The organism is Mesorhizobium sp. LSHC420B00 (assembly GCF_000503055.1).
Lineage (GTDB): Bacteria > Pseudomonadota > Alphaproteobacteria > Rhizobiales > Rhizobiaceae > Mesorhizobium.
Window position 1 is genome coordinate 64,505 of record NZ_AYVY01000012.1, and the last position, 16,128, is coordinate 80,632.

Annotated in this window: 14 protein-coding genes and 1 pseudogene; 7 read left to right on the forward strand and 8 right to left on the reverse strand. The window is 62.5% G+C overall.

Annotated elements, in window-relative coordinates:
- Nucleotides 1–89 precede the first annotated feature (89 nt).
- The 7 genes from lptF (at nucleotide 90) to X760_RS0138195 (ending at nucleotide 8,666) form a co-directional block, all read left to right on the forward strand.
- Nucleotides 90–1,292: an LPS export ABC transporter permease LptF gene (gene lptF, locus X760_RS57730; RefSeq protein ID WP_023719814.1), complete on the forward strand. Its 1,203-nt coding sequence runs from the start codon at nucleotides 90–92 to the stop codon at nucleotides 1,290–1,292.
- Nucleotides 1,289–2,374: an LPS export ABC transporter permease LptG gene (lptG, locus tag X760_RS57735; protein WP_023719815.1), complete on the forward strand. Its 1,086-nt coding sequence runs from the start codon at nucleotides 1,289–1,291 to the stop codon at nucleotides 2,372–2,374. The genes lptF and lptG overlap by 4 nt, the downstream gene beginning before the upstream one ends.
- Complete coding sequence (locus X760_RS57740) at nucleotides 2,374–4,791, forward strand: LPS-assembly protein LptD (RefSeq protein ID WP_023719816.1); 2,418 nt, start codon at nucleotides 2,374–2,376, stop codon at nucleotides 4,789–4,791. Before lptG ends, X760_RS57740 begins: the two co-directional genes overlap by 1 nt.
- A gap of 119 nt (nucleotides 4,792–4,910) precedes the next feature.
- Entirely contained in the window at nucleotides 4,911–5,837 is a 927-nt protein-coding gene (locus tag X760_RS57745; protein WP_023719817.1) for a peptidylprolyl isomerase, read from the forward strand.
- Nucleotides 5,838–5,850: 13 nt separating this feature from the next.
- The gene (pdxA, locus tag X760_RS57750; protein WP_023719818.1) at nucleotides 5,851–6,879 is read left to right on the forward strand and encodes a 4-hydroxythreonine-4-phosphate dehydrogenase PdxA; all 1,029 of its coding nucleotides are present in this window, start codon (nucleotides 5,851–5,853) and stop codon (nucleotides 6,877–6,879) included.
- A gap of 52 nt (nucleotides 6,880–6,931) precedes the next feature.
- The gene (gene rsmA, locus X760_RS57755) at nucleotides 6,932–7,771 is read left to right on the forward strand and encodes a 16S rRNA (adenine(1518)-N(6)/adenine(1519)-N(6))-dimethyltransferase RsmA (RefSeq protein ID WP_023719819.1); all 840 of its coding nucleotides are present in this window, start codon (nucleotides 6,932–6,934) and stop codon (nucleotides 7,769–7,771) included.
- A gap of 397 nt (nucleotides 7,772–8,168) precedes the next feature.
- A complete protein-coding gene (locus X760_RS0138195) occupies nucleotides 8,169–8,666 on the forward strand; it encodes a GFA family protein (protein ID WP_348633227.1) in 498 nt (165 codons plus the stop codon).
- Nucleotides 8,667–8,695: 29 nt separating this feature from the next.
- Here X760_RS0138195 and X760_RS57765 read toward each other — a convergent pair.
- The 8 genes and pseudogenes from X760_RS57765 to fabD all read right to left on the reverse strand — a co-directional run bounded on the left by X760_RS57765 (nucleotide 8,696) and on the right by fabD (nucleotide 15,949).
- Nucleotides 8,696–9,257 (reverse strand): annotated as a pseudogene (locus tag X760_RS57765) (glutathione S-transferase N-terminal domain-containing protein).
- 175 nt (nucleotides 9,258–9,432) lie between these two features.
- Complete coding sequence (gene gmk, locus X760_RS57770; RefSeq protein WP_023719822.1) at nucleotides 9,433–10,089, reverse strand: guanylate kinase; 657 nt, start codon at nucleotides 10,087–10,089, stop codon at nucleotides 9,433–9,435.
- 33 nt (nucleotides 10,090–10,122) lie between these two features.
- The gene (locus X760_RS57775) at nucleotides 10,123–11,013 is read right to left on the reverse strand and encodes a YicC/YloC family endoribonuclease (protein WP_023719823.1); all 891 of its coding nucleotides are present in this window, start codon (nucleotides 11,011–11,013) and stop codon (nucleotides 10,123–10,125) included.
- A gap of 137 nt (nucleotides 11,014–11,150) precedes the next feature.
- Nucleotides 11,151–12,371, reverse strand: a complete 1,221-nt coding sequence (gene mltG, locus X760_RS57780; RefSeq protein WP_023719824.1) for an endolytic transglycosylase MltG — start codon at nucleotides 12,369–12,371, stop codon at nucleotides 11,151–11,153.
- Between the two features lie 93 nt (nucleotides 12,372–12,464).
- Nucleotides 12,465–13,727 (reverse strand): beta-ketoacyl-ACP synthase II, encoded by a 1,263-nt coding sequence (gene fabF, locus X760_RS57785; RefSeq protein ID WP_023719825.1) that lies wholly within the window; start codon nucleotides 13,725–13,727, stop codon nucleotides 12,465–12,467.
- 34 nt (nucleotides 13,728–13,761) lie between these two features.
- A complete protein-coding gene (locus X760_RS57790; RefSeq protein ID WP_006203723.1) occupies nucleotides 13,762–13,998 on the reverse strand; it encodes an acyl carrier protein in 237 nt (78 codons plus the stop codon).
- A gap of 187 nt (nucleotides 13,999–14,185) precedes the next feature.
- Nucleotides 14,186–14,923 carry a 3-oxoacyl-[acyl-carrier-protein] reductase gene (gene fabG, locus X760_RS57795; RefSeq protein ID WP_023719826.1) on the reverse strand — a complete coding sequence of 246 codons (738 nt, stop codon included), beginning with the start codon at nucleotides 14,921–14,923 and terminating at the stop codon, nucleotides 14,186–14,188.
- 60 nt (nucleotides 14,924–14,983) lie between these two features.
- Nucleotides 14,984–15,949, reverse strand: coding sequence for an ACP S-malonyltransferase (gene fabD, locus X760_RS57800; RefSeq protein WP_023719827.1), 966 nt, complete (start codon nucleotides 15,947–15,949; stop codon nucleotides 14,984–14,986).
- Nucleotides 15,950–16,128 lie beyond the last annotated feature (179 nt).

Consider the following 16,128-nt stretch of genomic DNA (forward strand, 5'->3'; position numbering starts at 1 on the left):
CGCCAAACTGAGCCAGTTGTGCAGCCGGCGCCGGACGACTACCTTATTCCAAGGCATGATGCCGTTCGAAACCGCCGAGAAAAGCCTTCATGAAGGTCGTTGAACGTTACATCATGCGCCGTGCTTTCGCGGTATTCGCGCTGGCGCTCGTTTGGACGCTGGCGATCGTCTGGACGACTCAGGTGCTCGCCCGCATCGACCTCGTCACCGATAGCGGTCAGTCGGCCCTCACCTTCTTCGAAGTCGCAGCGCTGATCGTCCCGTCGATCGTTCCGATCGTCGTGCCGTTCGCCCTAGTCGTCGCGGTCGCGCAGATCCTCAGCGTGATGAATTCGGATTCGGAGCTGGCCGTCATCAATGCCGCCGGCGCTTCACGCTGGACCATCGTCAGGCCGATCATGCTTCTGGCACTCGCAGCCAGCGTTTTTTCGTTTGCTGTCGACAATGGCGTCGACCCTTACGCACGCCAGAAGAACCGCGAGTTGATTGCTTCGTCGCGTGCCGATCTGTTGTCGTTGATCATCCAGGAAGGCACCTTCCGCAAGATCGATGATGGCCTGTTCCTGCAGGTTGGCGAACGGCTTCCCGACAATCGCCTCGGCGGCATCTTCGTCGCCGACTCGCGCGAAGAAGGCGTCAATCTCATCTATTATGCCAAGACCGGCAGCATCATCGAACGCGGCGACGAGAAGGTGCTGATGATGAATGACGGCGTCATCCATCGCAAAACCATGACCGGCGACCTCTCGGTAATCCGGTTCACCTCCTACGCCTTCGACTTGTCCGCTTTCTTGTCGGCGTCATCTGACATTCTGCTTTTGCCGAAGGACCGGACGACCCAGTACCTGCTCAATCCCAGTCCGAACGACAAGATGTACCAGCAAAAGCCGAACAGGTACCTGGCCGAGCTCAACCAGCGTTTTTCCGAGTGGTCCTATTCGCTCGTCTTTGCGCTGATCGCGCTTGCGGTCGCCGGAGATGCGCGCTCGCATCGCGAGGCGCGCGTGCACCCGCTGATCACGGCAATCGCGATCGCGCTGTTCGTGCGCTGGCTCGGGTTCTTTGCCGCCGGCAAGGCCGACAAGGTGCCGCAATATGCCTATATGGTCTACGGCGTCCCGATCCTGGCATCGGCGATCGCTATCTGGTTCATCGTTTCCAACCGGACGATGGAACTGCCGGTTGCTTGGGCCGATTGGATAACCAATCTTGCCGGCCGCTTCAATGACGGCTGGAGCGCCGTCAAGCTCCGCTTTGCCCGGCGTGGCGCATCCGGACAGGGAGCCGGCTGATGGGCTGGACTCTGGGTCGGTACTTCTTCTTTCGCTATGTGACGATCACCATCTGGTTCTTCATCGGCCTTTTGGCGCTGGTGTTCCTGATCGATTTCACCGAGCTTTCCGGCCGCACGACCGGCGTGCCGGGCTTCACCTACGCAACTGCGTTCGCCATTTCGGGGCTCCGGATGCCGATGATCATGCTGCAGACGGTGCCGTTCGTCGGCCTGTTCTCGGCGATGGCGACCCTGGTGTCGCTCAACCGCAAATATGAATTGGTCATCGCCCGTTCCGCCGGGGTTTCCGCATGGCAGTTCCTGCTGCCGTGCTGCATCGGGGCGCTGCTGTTTGGGGCCTTGTCGGTTGGCGTCATCAATCCGATAGCCGCGCACGCCTATTCCTGGTCCGAGCAGATCGAGACCCAGCTCCGTTCGGGCAAGTCGAACACCGTCTCGGCCGACGCCGCGCCCTGGATCAGGCAGAAAACCAGCTCCGGCGATACCATCATCGGCGCGCGCGCCATTCTCAATCAAGGCCTGGAGATGGCCGACGCGGTCTTCTTCAGTTTCAGCCCGCAAGGCGACATCATCGAGCGCAAGGATGCCGCGCACGCCTTTTTGCGGGACGGCTACTGGGAATTGCGGGACGTCAAGGTGTTCCGGGACGGCACCATCCAGTCGTTACCCAGCGATCGGCTGCCGACCGATCTCAAGCCGGAATTCGTGCAAGAGCGGTTGGCGCGCCCTGAGACCATCCCCTTCTACGATCTGCCCGGCAAGATCGAGGTGGCCCGCTCCTTCGGCCTCAAGGCAAATGCCTTCGCCATGCAGTTCGATTCCCTGATTGCGCTGCCCTTCCTGCTCGTCGCGATGACGCTGATTGCGGCAACGGTATCAATGCGATTTGCGAGGATGGGGCAGTCGGCGACGATGATTCTGGGTGGCATCGTGGCCGGCTTTCTGCTTTATGTCGTTTCGGTGCTGGTCAAGGCATTCGGCGTAGCGGGATTCGTACCCACTGCCGTAGCGGCTTGGGTCCCGGTTGTCGTGGCTATGTTCTTCGGGGTGACATTCCTGCTATACAAGGAAGACGGCTAGTGAGGGAGGCGGTTTTGCGCAGCCATAGGCACGCCGGTTTGGCACGCCTCTCTGCGGCGAGCGCCTTGGCATGCCTGCTTGCCGGCGCTGCCCCGGTTGCTCCGGTTTTCGCCCAGGACGTCAGTGAGCTGGCAACGAAGGTTCCGAGCGGCACGCAGATGCTGCTGGCAGCCGATACGCTGGTCTACGACAACGACAAGCAGACTGTGACGGCCGTCGGCGGCGTCCAGATCGACTATGGCGGCAACCGTCTCGTCGCCCAGCGGGTCGAATACAACCGCAACACCAAACGCCTCGTCGCCAGCGGCAATGTCGAGCTCGTCAACAGCGACGGCACCAAAATCTATTCGCAGCATGCCGACATCACCGACGATTTCGCCGAAGGCTTCGTCAACGCGCTGCGTGTCGAGACCGTCGACAAGGCGTATTTCGCCGCCGAAAGCGCGGAGCGCATGGGCGGCGTGCTGACGACGTTCCACAATGGCGTCTACACCGCCTGCGAGCCGTGCGAGGACAAGCCCGACAAAGCGCCGACCTGGCGTATCAAGGCCAGGAAGATCATCTGGAACGGCGAGAAGAAGACGGTTCGCTTCGAGAATTCGAATTTCGAGTTCTTCGGCTTTCCACTGGCCTATCTGCCGGCTTTCGAGATCGCCGACCCGACGGTCAAGCGCAAGAGCGGCTTCCTGATCCCCGGCGTCGCCTACAAGAGCGATCTCGGCGTCGGTGTTAGAGTTCCCTATTATTTCGCGCTCTCGCCGACCTACGATCTAACTGTCACCGGCAGCGGCTATACCAGACAGGGTTTCCTCGGTGAGGCCGAGTGGAGGCAGCGCTTCAACAACGGTCAGTACAGCCTGAAGATTGCGGGCATCCGTCAAGAGAATCCCGATGCCTTCATCGACGACAATGGCCACAACGTCAGTTCGGGTACCGAGGGCGATCCGAACAGGTTCCGCGGCATGATGGGCACCCAAGGCCAGTTCGCCATCAACCCGCGCTGGGACTTCGGCTGGGACATCCTGCTGCAGAGCGACAAGAGTTTCTCGCGCACCTACGATATCGATGGCTTCAACGATAGCGTACACCGCTCCGAGGTGTACCTGACGGGGCTCAACGATCGCAATTATTTCGATGTGCGCGCCATGCACTTCGACGTTCAAGAAGACACCCTCGCTAGCGATCCGACCGCCCGCGCCGCCAAGCAGCCCTGGGTGCTGCCCTCGCTCGACTACGCCTATATCCCCGACATGCCGGTGGCCGGCGGGCAGCTGTCGTTCGACGTCAACGCGCGGATCATAGACCGCGACAGGCTCGATACGGCTCTTGCAGATTCGGGCATCCCTTCGTCCGTCAACAACGTCCGCGGCATCGACGGTCAATCCGGCCGCGTTACCGCTGAGGCCGAATGGAAGCGCACCTTCACCACCGATGGCGGGCTGCTGCTGACGCCGCTGCTGGCGCTGCGCGGCGACGCCGGCTATGTCAACGCCTCCTCGGCCTCGCTCGACGCCGTCAACCAGATGGCGACCAATCTCGGCGTTGACGACGACATGCGTTCGTCGCTTGCCCGCTACATGGCGACCGCCGGCCTTGAGATGCGCTGGCCGGTACTGTTCTCGATGACCAGTTCCAGCCATGTCTTCGAACCGATGGCGCAAGTGTTCATGCGTCCGAACGAGCAATATGTCGGCGGGCTGGCGGTCCCCAACGAGGACGCCCAGAGCTTCGTCTTCGACGCCACGACGCTGTTCGAGCGCGACAAATTCTCCGGCTATGACCGCATGGAAGGCGGCACGCGCGCCAATGTCGGGCTGCGCTATTCCGGCGCGTACGACAATGGCTGGAGCACCAATGCGGTGTTCGGCCAATCCTACCAACTCGGCGGCCAGAACTCGTTCGGCACGCCGGATCTGGTCAATGTCGGCGCCTATTCGGGTCTTGAAACCGCAACCTCCGACTATGTCGGCCTTGTCGGCTTCAATAGCCCCAGCGGATTTTCCGGCTCGGTCAGCGGCCGTTTCGACGAGCAAAGCTTCGAGGTCCGCCGCGCTGAGGTAAAGGCCGCCTTTTCAGGCCTGCCCGTATCGCTGAGCGCCAAATACGCCTTCATCCAGGCGCAGCCGCTCTATGGCTTCTCCACGGATCGCCATGAGATCACGCTCGGCGCCTCGACGCATCTTGCTGAGAATTGGCGCGTCTTTGGCACCGGCACGTATGATCTGGAGCAGAGCATCCTGGTCAAGGACGGGGTCGGCTTTGCCTATAGCGATTCGTGCTTTACCTATTTGATGACGTTTTCGGAAAGACGTGACCTGAACACCAAGGAAGTATCGCAGAACGTCGGCTTCAACCTGTCGTTCCGCACGCTCGGCGATTTCGGCTCGTCGCAACGCTCCATCGACACCATCCAATAAGGGGAGCAGCAGTCGGCAACGGGGCGGCTGGCGGACGACATTGTTTCGCCGCATAGAGCAGGCACGAATTTCCGCGGCCTGAACTGGGACAGGTTGGGCCGAATCGAGATGGAATTGGGATGCTTTCGATGAGGAAATACCTCTTTTCGGCAGGCTTCGCGCTGCTGGTGGCGGTCTCGATCACCGCAGTGACGCGGCCGGTTTTCGCCAGCGAGATCAAATACGTCGTCAACAATATACCGATCACCACCGGCGACATCCAGCATCGCGCGGCTTTCCTCCGCCTGCAGCACAAAAAGGGCGATGCCGGCCAGGAAATGATCGACCAGACGCTGCGCATGGCCGAAGCCAGGCGGCTCGGCATCCGCATCAGCGACGCGCAGGTCGATGCCGCTTATCAGCGTTTCGCCACGAGCAACAAGATGCCGCTCAAGCAGCTTGACGGCGCCATGGCGCAATCCGGCGTCTCCAAGGAGCATTTCAAGGAGTTTATCCGGGCGCAGATGGCCTGGAACCAGGCGCTGACCGCGCGTCACCGTTCTAGCGACGGCGGCGGCGCCATAAGCGAGCAGGACCTCGTCAAGCGCATGCTCGAGAAAGGCGGTAGCAAACCGAGTGCCACCGAGTACATGCTGCAGCAGGTCATTTTCGTGGTGCCGGCCGCCGAGCGAAGCGCGACGCTGGCCAAGCGCAAACGCGAAGCCGACGCCATGCGCGCCCGCTTCAACGGCTGCAACACCACGCGCGAATTCGCCAAGGGCCTGATGGATGTCACCGTTCGCGATCTCGGCCGGGTGCTGGCGCCGCAATTGCCGCTGGACTGGGCCGAGCAGATAAAAGCTACAAAGGTTGGCGGCGCCACCACGACGCGCGAAACCGACCGCGGCGTCGAATTCATCGGCATCTGCTCGTCGCGCGAGGTGTCAGACGACAAAGTCGCGCAGATGGTGTTCCAGAATGAAGGTTCGAGCGACAAGAACGCCGACGAGCTCTCGAAGAAATATGTCGAGGAGTTGCGGAAGAAAGCCCGCATCATCGAGCGCTGAAGTCGCGATAGCCGTGCCTCACGCAGAGCTTCCGCTGGCGCTGAGCGTCGGCGATCCGTCCGGTGTGGGGCCGGACATCGCCATCGCCGCTTGGCAGGCCCGCGATACCGCCGGCGTTCCGTCTTTCTATCTTCTTGCCGATCCGGCACTGATTGCCGCGCGGGCGCACAGGCTCGGCGCCGATATTGCGATGGCCGAGACAACGCCGGCGCTAGCGCCGGAGATGTTTTCGCGCGCGCTGCCGGTGGTGGCGCTTGCCGCCCGTTTCATCGACAGTCCCGGCCGCTCTGATCCAGCCAACGCCGCCGGCATCGTCGAGGCGATCGACCGCGCCGTCGCCGACTGCCTGGCCGGCCGCGCTGCCGCGGTCGTCACCTGCCCCATTGCCAAGAAGCCGCTCTACGATGCCGGCTTTGGCTTTCCCGGCCACACCGAATATCTGGCGCATCTGGCATCGCTTCATACCGGTACCGAGGTGACGCCGGTGATGCTGCTTGCCGGACCGGACCTGCGCACCGTGCCGGTCACCATCCACATCGCGCTGGCCGAGGTGCCGAAGGCGCTGACGACCGACCTGATCGTCACCACCGGCCGCATCACCGCCGCCGACCTTGCAAACCGCTTCGGAATTGCCAAGCCGCGGCTCGCCATTACCGGCCTCAACCCGCACGCCGGCGAAGGCGGCGCGATGGGCACCGAAGATGAGCGCATCGTACGCCCGGCGGTCGACAGGCTGAGGCAGGAAGGGATCGACGCCTTCGGGCCATTGCCCGCCGACACGCTGTTTCATGCTCGCGCCCGCGCCGGCTACGACGTGGCGCTCTGCATGTATCACGACCAGGCGCTGATCCCGGCCAAGGCGCTGGCGTTTGACGAGGCTGTCAACGTCACGCTTGGCCTGCCCTTCATCCGCACCTCGCCCGACCATGGCACCGCCTTCGACATCGCCGGCAAGGGCATCGCCCGCGCCGACAGTCTGATTGGCGCACTGAAGCTCGCTCGCCTACTTGCCGATACTGGGACAAAAACTGCAGGCCAATGAGCCCAATCCGATGATCCTAACCCAATGAGCCCAGCCCGATGAGCCCAGCCCGATGAGCATAGACGGGCTGCCGCCGCTGCGTGAGGTGATCGAGCGCCATGGGCTGCAGGCGAAAAAGGCGCTCGGCCAGAATTTTCTGCTCGACCTTAACCTGACAAGCAAGATTGCGCGGACCGCCGGCGACCTGAGCGACGTTACGGTTATCGAGGTCGGTCCCGGTCCGGGCGGGCTGACTAGGGCCCTGCTCCTCAACGGCGCCCGGCGGGTCGTCGCGATCGAGCGCGACGAGCGCTGCCTGGCGGCCTTGGCCGAGATCGCGAACCACTATCCGGGTCGGCTCGAAATCGTGGCCGGCGATGCGCTGAAAACTGATTTTGCAGCGCTTGCCAAAGGAGTGCCGGGAAGCAGCGGGTCGGCGAAAATCGTCGCCAACCTGCCTTACAATATCGGCACCGAATTGCTGATCCGTTGGCTGACCGTCACCGAGTGGCCGCCTTTCTACACATCGATGACGCTGATGTTCCAGCGCGAGGTCGCCGAACGCATTGCAGCCAGCCCCGGCAGCGAGGCCTATGGCCGGCTCGGCGTGCTGGCAGGGTGGCGGACGGAGGCGAGGATTGCCTTCGACGTGCCGCCGCAGGCGTTCACGCCGCCACCCAAGGTGACGTCCTCGGTTGTGCATCTGGTGCCACGCGCCAGCCCCTTGCCGGCAGAGGTGAAACGGCTCAGCCGCGTCACCGAAGCGGCGTTCGGCCAGCGCCGGAAAATGCTGCGGCAGAGCGTGAAAAGCCTTGGCGGCGAGGCGCTGCTCACCCGCGCCGGCATCGATCCGACCAGGCGTGCGGAGACGCTCAGCGTCGAGGAATTCGTGCGGCTGACGAATGCGGTGTGAGGCTGTGATGCAGGAACTTGGAGTGGTCGCTCGGCTTTTCCCACTTATCGAGGCAGGCGAGAAAATATCCACCATACGCTGGCGCGAAATATCGATTTTGCCGGGCTATATGCGCTATGTTTGTGACGGCGATGCCAGCAGGATCGCGATTGTGTGGGTCACGCGCTGCACCGATCTGCGCCTGTCCGAGGCGGCAACGTTCCTTGGAGAGAATCGGAATGGCCCCAAGAGGTCACGGGGATGCGAGAGCACTATCCGCAGATCGGACGGACCGACATTGTACAGATCATTGAACACTTGACACCCGCCCAGACAAAGCGTCGCCCCGACTACCCGCCTGAAGTCCGATAAAAGTGCGCTATCTGGCAAACTTCGATCGCACAGAGGAATGCCAGTCGTGACGCTGCAGGAGCCGACCAACACCCGCACGCTAGGTGGATCATGCCAGTGCGGTGCAGTCACCTATAAGGTGACGGACGAGTTCATATTTGCCGTGAATTGCCATTGCTCGATCTGCCGTCGCGCAACCGGCGCAGCGTTCAAGCCACTCGCAGGCATAGAGCGTGTCAAATTGCGCATCACGAGTGGGGAGGACAAAATCCAGATCGTCGACGGCAATAGCTGGCATGACGAGCGATGCAAGCTATGCGGGTCGTTCCTTTTTGCGGTTGTTCGTGACGGCGCGTTCGCCCACATCGCTATGGGGACCCTCGTCGACGACCCAAACATTCGCCCAAGCGCGCACATTTTCGTCGGCTCCAAGGCACCTTGGTTCACCATTACAGACGACCTGCCGCAATATGACGAAAATATTGTCGAAGACAGGAGCGAATTCACGGAAGCGTCGAGCTTCGTGTCGTTCCATCAGGAGAGCGATACCGCAAAGCCGCGTTGAACCCCCGGCCGTGCCATCATAGTCCCATACTAGCGCTCAACATTCGGAAATTCGGCAAGATCGACTTGATGCCGCTCGTGCCGCCATGCCCAGCCGAGAATAGCAAAATCGGCGATCGACAGCTCGCCCGAGAAATACTCGACCTCCGCCAGCCTCCGATCGGCGACTCCGTACAGGCGTCGGGTCTCTGCGCTATAGCGTGCCAGTCCGTAGCGGCGGTCCTGGTCGTCGGTCACGCCAAGAAAGTGGTGCACCTAGCCCGGCATCGGACCGAAACCACCCACCTGCCACATCAGCCATTCCAACACAGGGACTTGCGCGCTGAGTCTGGACGGCCAAAAGTGGCCGGTCTTCTGGCCTAGGTAAATTAGGATGGCACCCGACTCGAACACGCTGATCGGTCTACCGTCCGGTCCGGCGGGATCGACGATGGCGGGGATGCGATTGTTGGGGCTAATACGCAGAAACCCAGAGGCATGCTGTTCGCCCTTCGTGATGTCGACCCACCTTCACCGTGTAGGGCAGCCCCATCTCCTCGAGCGCGACGCTGATCTTTCGGCCATTCGGTGTGTCAAAAGCCCCATAATTCAATCGGCATGCCAACTCTCTATCGCGTTTTATGCCGACGTTGATCGCTGGTACGAGGGCGTCTCTCTCGTCAACCAACATCGGCAAATGTCAATTATCCCGACAAGTGGACACTATCTTCGTGTGATCGCCACCGTCCCGAAAGACGCCGCAGGCCGGACGCTTACGATAAAGGTGCTCAATCCGTCTTCTCATCGAGCAGCCCCGAGACGAAATCGAACAAGCCCGGCCGGCGATCGCGTCTGAGCCGTTCGGCCGTGACGATGCCGCGCACCTCGGCGAAAGCGCGGTCAAGATCGTCGTTGACGATGACGAAATCATATTCCTTCCAGTGCTCGATCTCATTACGGGCGTTCTTGAGCCGCGTCTCGATTACCGCTTCCTGGTCCTCGGCGCGACGCTTCAGCCGCGCCTTCAATTCCTTCATCGACGGCGGCAGGATGAAGATCGAGACGATGTCGGCGCGCATCTTCTCCTTGAGCTGCTGAGCGCCTTGCCAATCGATGTCGAACAGCATGTCGCGGCCTTCTGCCAGCGCCTGTTCGGCCGGCTCGCGCGGCGTCGCGTAGCAATTGCCGTGCACCTCCGCCCATTCGAGCAGCGCATCGGAATCGCGCAGCCGCTCGAACTCGCGCATCGTGCGGAAGTGGTAATGGACACCCTCGATCTCGCTGCCGCGGCGTGGCCGCGTGGTGACCGAGACCGACAATTCCAGGCTGGAATCGCTCTCCAGCAGGTTGCGCGCGATCGTCGACTTGCCGGCGCCTGAGGGCGACGACAACACCAGCATCAGCCCGCGGCGCCGAATGCGGGAACCCACATCCCTAGTGGTCATGGGGCTTGGCAGTCATGTGGCTTGGCATCGGGATCATTCCAGATTCTGGACCTGTTCGCGAAACTGGTCGACGACCGCCTTCAGTTCCAGTCCGATGGCGGTGACCGCGGCAGCATTCGACTTGGAACACAGCGTATTCGATTCGCGGTTGAATTCCTGCGCCAGGAAATCGAGCTTGCGGCCGACGGCGCCACCGCCGGCGAGCAGCGCCCGGCCCGACGCCACGTGCGTCTTCAGCCGGTCGATCTCCTCGCGTATGTCGGCCTTGGTGGCCAGGAACGCCGCTTCCATATGCAGCCGGCTGGCATCCAGATTGGCTGATGCGTCCATCAGCAGCCGGATCTGCTCTGCAAGCCTTTCGCGGATCGTGGCCGGCTCGCGTGATGGATCGGCCTCGGCCCGCAGTGTCAGCGCCTCGATGGCATCGATATGGCCGGACAGCAGGGAACGAAGCGCCGCACCTTCGCCTTGGCGCGCCTGCTGCAGCCCGTCCAGTGCTGCTTCCAGCGCCGACAATATCGCGGTATCGAGCGCACTGCGCGCCTCTTCGGTTTCGATGGCTTCGGGAATGTCGAGCACGCCGCGCAGCGCAAGCAGTCCGTCGGCCGCCGCAGGCGCTACTCCGAACTGCTCCTGCAGCCGCTTGGCCAACCCCGCCAGATCCTTCAGGAAAGCCTCGTTGACCACGGGTTGCGCTTGCGCGCCGGCGGCGCGGCCAATGGTCAGCGTCATCTGGAAATTACCGCGCCCAAAACGCTTTTGCACCGTCTGCCTGACTGCCGGCTCCAGCCGGTCGAAACCTTGCGGCAGCCGCAGCCTGACCTCGACGCTCTTGCCGTTGACGGACTTGGCTTCCCAGGCAATCGAAGTGCCTTCGTGTTCGGCGACACTGCGCGCAAAACCGGTCATACTCTGCAAGTTCATGTTGCCGTGCGTCCCCTTGCCGAATGCCCCTCAAGCCGGAACGATTGCTCCGGACAGGATCATGTGAATTTCAATGCCATAGCAGCCCTTGCACATCCACCCGGACATGCACAGGGCCGACCTGATGGCGTCTGGCCCTACTGGGCGGCGGTAGCCCCCGCATCGTCAACGATGGCTCCCGCCGGCGTGTCGGCTCCGGTATTGGTTGCCCCGGCCTTGGCGGCGTCCTGCGCCTGCTTTTTCAGCAGTGCCCGGTAGCGAGCGACATTCTCGTTATGCTCATCGAGCGTCGCGGCAAAGACGTGGCCGCCGCTGCCGTCGGCGACGAAGTAAAGATCGCTGGTCTTCGACGGATTGGCGACTGCCTCCAGCGCCGCACGGCCGGGATTGGCGATCGGCGTCGGCGGCAAGCCGTTGATCAGATAGGTGTTGTAGGGCGTCGGCTTCTGGATGTCCGACTGATAGATCGGGCGGTCGATGGGTTTGCCCTTGCCGCCGAACAGGCCGTAGATGATGGTCGGGTCCGACTGCAGCCGCATACCCTTGGCCAGCCGGTTGAGGAAGACGGCCGCTACCCGCGAGCGTTCATCGCCCTTACCTGTCTCCTTCTCGACGATCGAGGCCAGGGTGACAAAATCCTCAATGTTGGCGATCGGCAGATCCGGCGCTCGGCGCTGCCAGACTTCGTCGACCAGTCTTTTCTGGTCGGCCAGAAGCTTGTCGACCATCTGCTGGCGTGTTGCGCCGCGGGTGAAGCGCAGCGTGTCGGTGGCGAGGCTGCCCTCGGGTGGAGTGGTCGACGGCATATCGCCGGCCAGTGCGTCCTGCTCAGCGATCCGTTGCAGTGCCTGCTCGACCGTCAGCCCCTCGGGGATGGTCAGCGAATACATCACCGACTTGCCGCTCTTCAGCAGTTCCATGATATCGTGCATCGAAGCCTGCGGCTTGATCTCGTATTCGCCAGCCTTCAGGGCGGAATCATTGCCGAAGGCGCGTACGCCAAGGCGGAAGATGCGGGCGTCGCTGATCAGCCCTCGCCGCTCAAGCTGGTCGGCGATCTCCTGGACGCCGCTATTCGGCTTGACCAGGAAAGTGTCGCCATTGGCCGACGGGCCCGGCTCGTTGAATTCCTGCTTGCCGAAATACAGCGCAACGCCTGCCGCCAGAACCATCAGCATCACCGAAGAGATGACGAAGTTCATGAACACGACGAACTGGCTGCGCGAGGCACGCGAGCGCTTCGGCGGCGGCGTGCCGGCCTCGGGCCGCAACGCCTCGCTGGCCGTCTTCGGCACGATCGGGCCGGGGGTTGCTGCCCGTTGCCCGAATTCCCCGTTATCGGCCGGATTTGTGTTCATAGCGCCCTACCAATTGATCTTGCGACGAATCCCCTCGGGCAGAGTAGGGGCGAATATGGCAAAATTGACGGCAGACGCAAACCGGCGGAGCGGTCAGCCATTGTAGCGCTGGAAGACGAGCGAGGCGTTGGTGCCACCGAAGCCGAAGGAGTTGGACAGCGCCACGTCGATCTGCCGGGCTCGCGGCTTGTGCGGCACAAGGTCAATCGCCGTTTCGCGCTCCGGATTGTCGAGATTGATGGTCGGCGGCGCGATGTTGTCGCGAATGGCGAGGATCGAAAAGATCGCCTCGGCAGCACCAGCCGCGCCCAGCAGGTGGCCAATCGACGATTTCGTCGACGACATCGATATCTTCGAGGCGGCGTTGCCGACCAGCCGCTCGACGGCGCCGAGTTCGATCGTATCGGCCATGGTCGAGGTGCCGTGGGCGTTGATGTAGTCGACATCGGCGGGCGTCAGCTTCGCCCGGTTCAGCGCCGCCGTCATGCAACGGAAAGCGCCGTCGCCGTCCTCGGCTGGCGCGGTGATGTGATAGGCGTCACCGGTCAGGCCGTAGCCGGTGACCTCGGCATAGATCTTGGCGCCGCGGGCCTTGGCGTGTTCGAGTTCCTCGAGCACGACAACACCGGCGCCCTCGCCCATGACGAAACCGTCGCGATCGCGATCATAGGGGCGCGAGGCCGTTTGCGGCGCGTCGTTGCGGTCGGTGGAGAGCGCGCGGCAAGCCGCGAACCCAGCGATCGAAAGCCTCGTCACTGGCGCTTCGGCGCCGCCTGCGACCATAACGTCGGCATCGCCCCATATGATCAGCCGGGCGGCATCGCCGATGGCGTGCGCACCGGTCGAGCAAGCGGTGACGACGGCATGGTTGGGGCCTTTCAGCCCATGCCGGATCGAGACCTGGCCGGACACGAGGTTGATGATTTGGCCGGGGATGAAGAACGGGCTGATGCGGCGCGGACCGCGTTCCTTGAGGATCATCGCATTCTCGGCGATGCCTTCGATGCCGCCGATGCCGGAACCGATCAGCACGCCGGTGGCGCACTGTTCCTCATGCGTCTTCGGCTGCCAGCCGGAATCCTTGAGCGCCTCGTCGGCGGCCGCGATCCCGTACAGGATGAAGTCGCCGATCTTGCGCAGTTCCTTCGGCTCGAGAACGGCTTCAGGATTGAAAGTGGCATTGGAGCCGTCACCGCGCGGAATGACGTGGGCGACCTTGCAGGCAAGGTCTTCCACCTCGAATTCGGTGATGCGCTTGGCTGCACTGCGGCCGGTCAGAAGCTCATTCCAGCTGTGCTCGAAGCCCATGCCGAACGGCGAAAGCAGCCCAAGGCCCGTGACGACGACACGCCTCATCGCAGGTCCTCCCCGGTGATGACTGCAAATAGCGTCAGGCCGAGGCCTTGTCGATGTATTTCACCGCATCGCCAACAGTCAGGATGGTCTCGGCCGCATCGTCGGGGATTTCGACGCCGAACTCTTCTTCGAACGCCATGACAAGTTCGACCGTGTCGAGGCTGTCCGCGCCCAGATCATCGATGAAGCTCGCCTGCTCCGTCACCTTGTCGGCATCGACGCCAAGGTGCTCGATGACAATCTTCTTGACGCGCTCTGCGGTGTCACTCATTTGGGCATCCTCGTCTTTTGGTTGTCTGTCTTCGTTAGCGGGCAGAATGCCGCTAATCAAGCTGAAAGATGGTCCTGCCGGAAACGCAGCGGAACAGGACCGGTTTTTGCCCGAACCGCCGGGTTGCGGGCGGCATTACACGAAAAATCCCGTGCATCCAAGACGGAATGAAGCGTTTTCCCAAGTGTTAGATCATTGCCATGCCGCCATTGACATGAACGGTCTGGCCGGTGACGTAGGCCGCCTCATTGGAAGCGAGGTAGGCGACGGCAGAGGCGACTTCGGCGCCCGTGCCCATGCGCCGCGTCGGGATCGCCGCCATGATCGCCTCTTTCTGCTTGTCGTTGAGCTTGTCGGTCATCGCCGATTCGATGAAGCCCGGGGCGACGCAGTTGACGGTTATATTGCGGGTGGCGATCTCCTGCGCCAGCGATTTGGAAAAGCCGATCATTCCGGCTTTGGAGGCGCAATAATTGGCCTGGCCGGGATTGCCGGTGACGCCGACCACTGAAGTGATGTTGATGATGCGGCCATGGCGGCGCCGCATCATCGGATGGGTAAGCTCGCGGGTCAGCCGGAACACGGCGGTCAAGTTGACCTCGATCACGCTATCCCAGTCGGCATCAGCCATGCGTACGAACAACCCGTCCTTCGTGATGCCGGCATTGTTGACGAGGATGTCGACGCCTTCGAGATCGGCCTCCGCCTTCTGGCCAAGCGCCTTGACCTCGTCGCGATTGGAAAGATTGGCCGGAAACAGCTTGACCCGGTCGCCCAGTTCGGCGGCCAGCGCCTCCAGTTTCTCGATACGCGTGCCGTGCAGGCCGACGATGGCGCCCTGGCCATGCAGCACGCGGGCGATCGCCTCGCCGATGCCCCCCGATGCGCCGGTGACGAGCGCCTTGCGGCCGGTCAATTCGAACATTTTTGTCTCCTGATCTGAGCGAACACCCTTCGCACGGAGCGGGGTCAAATCGCCAGTTGATTATGCAAGCGCCGCCAGCGCCGCCTCGACATCCGCCGCGGATCCGATTGCACTGGTGGCAATATCGCGGTTAATGCGCCGCGCCAGCCCCGACAGAACCTTGCCGGCGCCTACTTCATATAGCGTCGCAACGCCATTCGCGCCGAACCACTCCACCGTTTCGCGCCAGCGCACGCGCCCGATCACCTGTTCGACGAGGCGGCGGGCGATCTCGTCGGGATCGCTCGTCGGGGTCACCGTAACATTGGAGACCAGCGGCACGGCCGGTGCACTCTTCGTCACGGCGGCCAGTGCCTCCCGCATGATCTCGGCCGCCGGCTTCATCAATGCCGAATGGAAGGGCGCGGAAACCTGCAGCATGAGCGCCCGCTTGGCGCCCTTCTCCGTGCATAGCTTCGCCGCCAGTTCGACCGCCGACCTGGCGCCGGAGATTACCAGCTGGCCGCCGCCATTATCATTGGCGATCTGGCAAACCAAGGCTTGCGCGGGATCTTTGGCCGCGCCTTGGGCAGCCTCTGCGCAGGCGGCTTCGACGTCGGCTTGTTCCAGCCCGATGATCGCCGCCATGGCGCCCTCGCCGGCCGGTACCGCCGCCTGCATGGCGTTACCCCGGATGCGCAACAGCCGGGCGGCGTCGGCGACCGAAACGAAACCGGCGGCCGCAAGTGCCGAATATTCGCCGAGCGAGTGGCCGGCCACATAGGTGACCTTGCCTTTCAGGGAGAAGCCGCGCGCCTCCAGCGCCCGGATTGCGGCAAGCGACACCGCCATCAGCGCCGGCTGGGCATTGGCGGTCAGCGTCAGCGTCTCTTCCGGGCCTTCCCAGATAAGCTTCGATAGATTTTCGCCGAGCGCTTCATCGACTTCCTCGAAGATCCGCCGCGATTCAACAAAGGTATCGGCGAGGTCCTTGCCCATGCCGACAGCCTGGCTGCCCTGCCCCGGAAAGGTGAATGCGATGGCCATCGGCGGCTCCCAGCTGCTGGTTCTCGTTGCCTGTGACGCAAGGCGTGCGGCCGAGTCAAGTCCAACCTTGACCGCGCAACGTCGGCCGAGTGCCTGTTTCGGCAGGCTTTTTGGCGATCACTCATGATGAAAACCGCTCACGATTTGTTTGCTGGCTCTTCTTATTTCCGCCACAGGCG

What these genes read in the sequence shown, in the direction of transcription:
- lptF (WP_023719814.1), top strand. Translation starts at nt 90, where the DNA reads ATGAAGGTCGTTGAACGTTACATCATGCGCCGTGCTTTCGCGGTATTC.
- X760_RS57745 (WP_023719817.1), top strand. Translation starts at nt 4,911, where the DNA reads ATGCTTTCGATGAGGAAATACCTCTTTTCGGCAGGCTTCGCGCTGCTG.
- rsmA (WP_023719819.1), top strand. Translation starts at nt 6,932, where the DNA reads ATGAGCATAGACGGGCTGCCGCCGCTGCGTGAGGTGATCGAGCGCCAT.
- gmk (WP_023719822.1), bottom strand. Translation starts at nt 10,089, where the DNA reads ATGACCACTAGGGATGTGGGTTCCCGCATTCGGCGCCGCGGGCTGATG.
- X760_RS57775 (WP_023719823.1), bottom strand. Translation starts at nt 11,013, where the DNA reads ATGAACTTGCAGAGTATGACCGGTTTTGCGCGCAGTGTCGCCGAACAC.
- mltG (WP_023719824.1), bottom strand. Translation starts at nt 12,371, where the DNA reads ATGAACACAAATCCGGCCGATAACGGGGAATTCGGGCAACGGGCAGCA.
- fabF (WP_023719825.1), bottom strand. Translation starts at nt 13,727, where the DNA reads ATGAGGCGTGTCGTCGTCACGGGCCTTGGGCTGCTTTCGCCGTTCGGC.
- X760_RS57790 (WP_006203723.1), bottom strand. Translation starts at nt 13,998, where the DNA reads ATGAGTGACACCGCAGAGCGCGTCAAGAAGATTGTCATCGAGCACCTT.
- fabG (WP_023719826.1), bottom strand. Translation starts at nt 14,923, where the DNA reads ATGTTCGAATTGACCGGCCGCAAGGCGCTCGTCACCGGCGCATCGGGG.
- fabD (WP_023719827.1), bottom strand. Translation starts at nt 15,949, where the DNA reads ATGGCCATCGCATTCACCTTTCCGGGGCAGGGCAGCCAGGCTGTCGGC.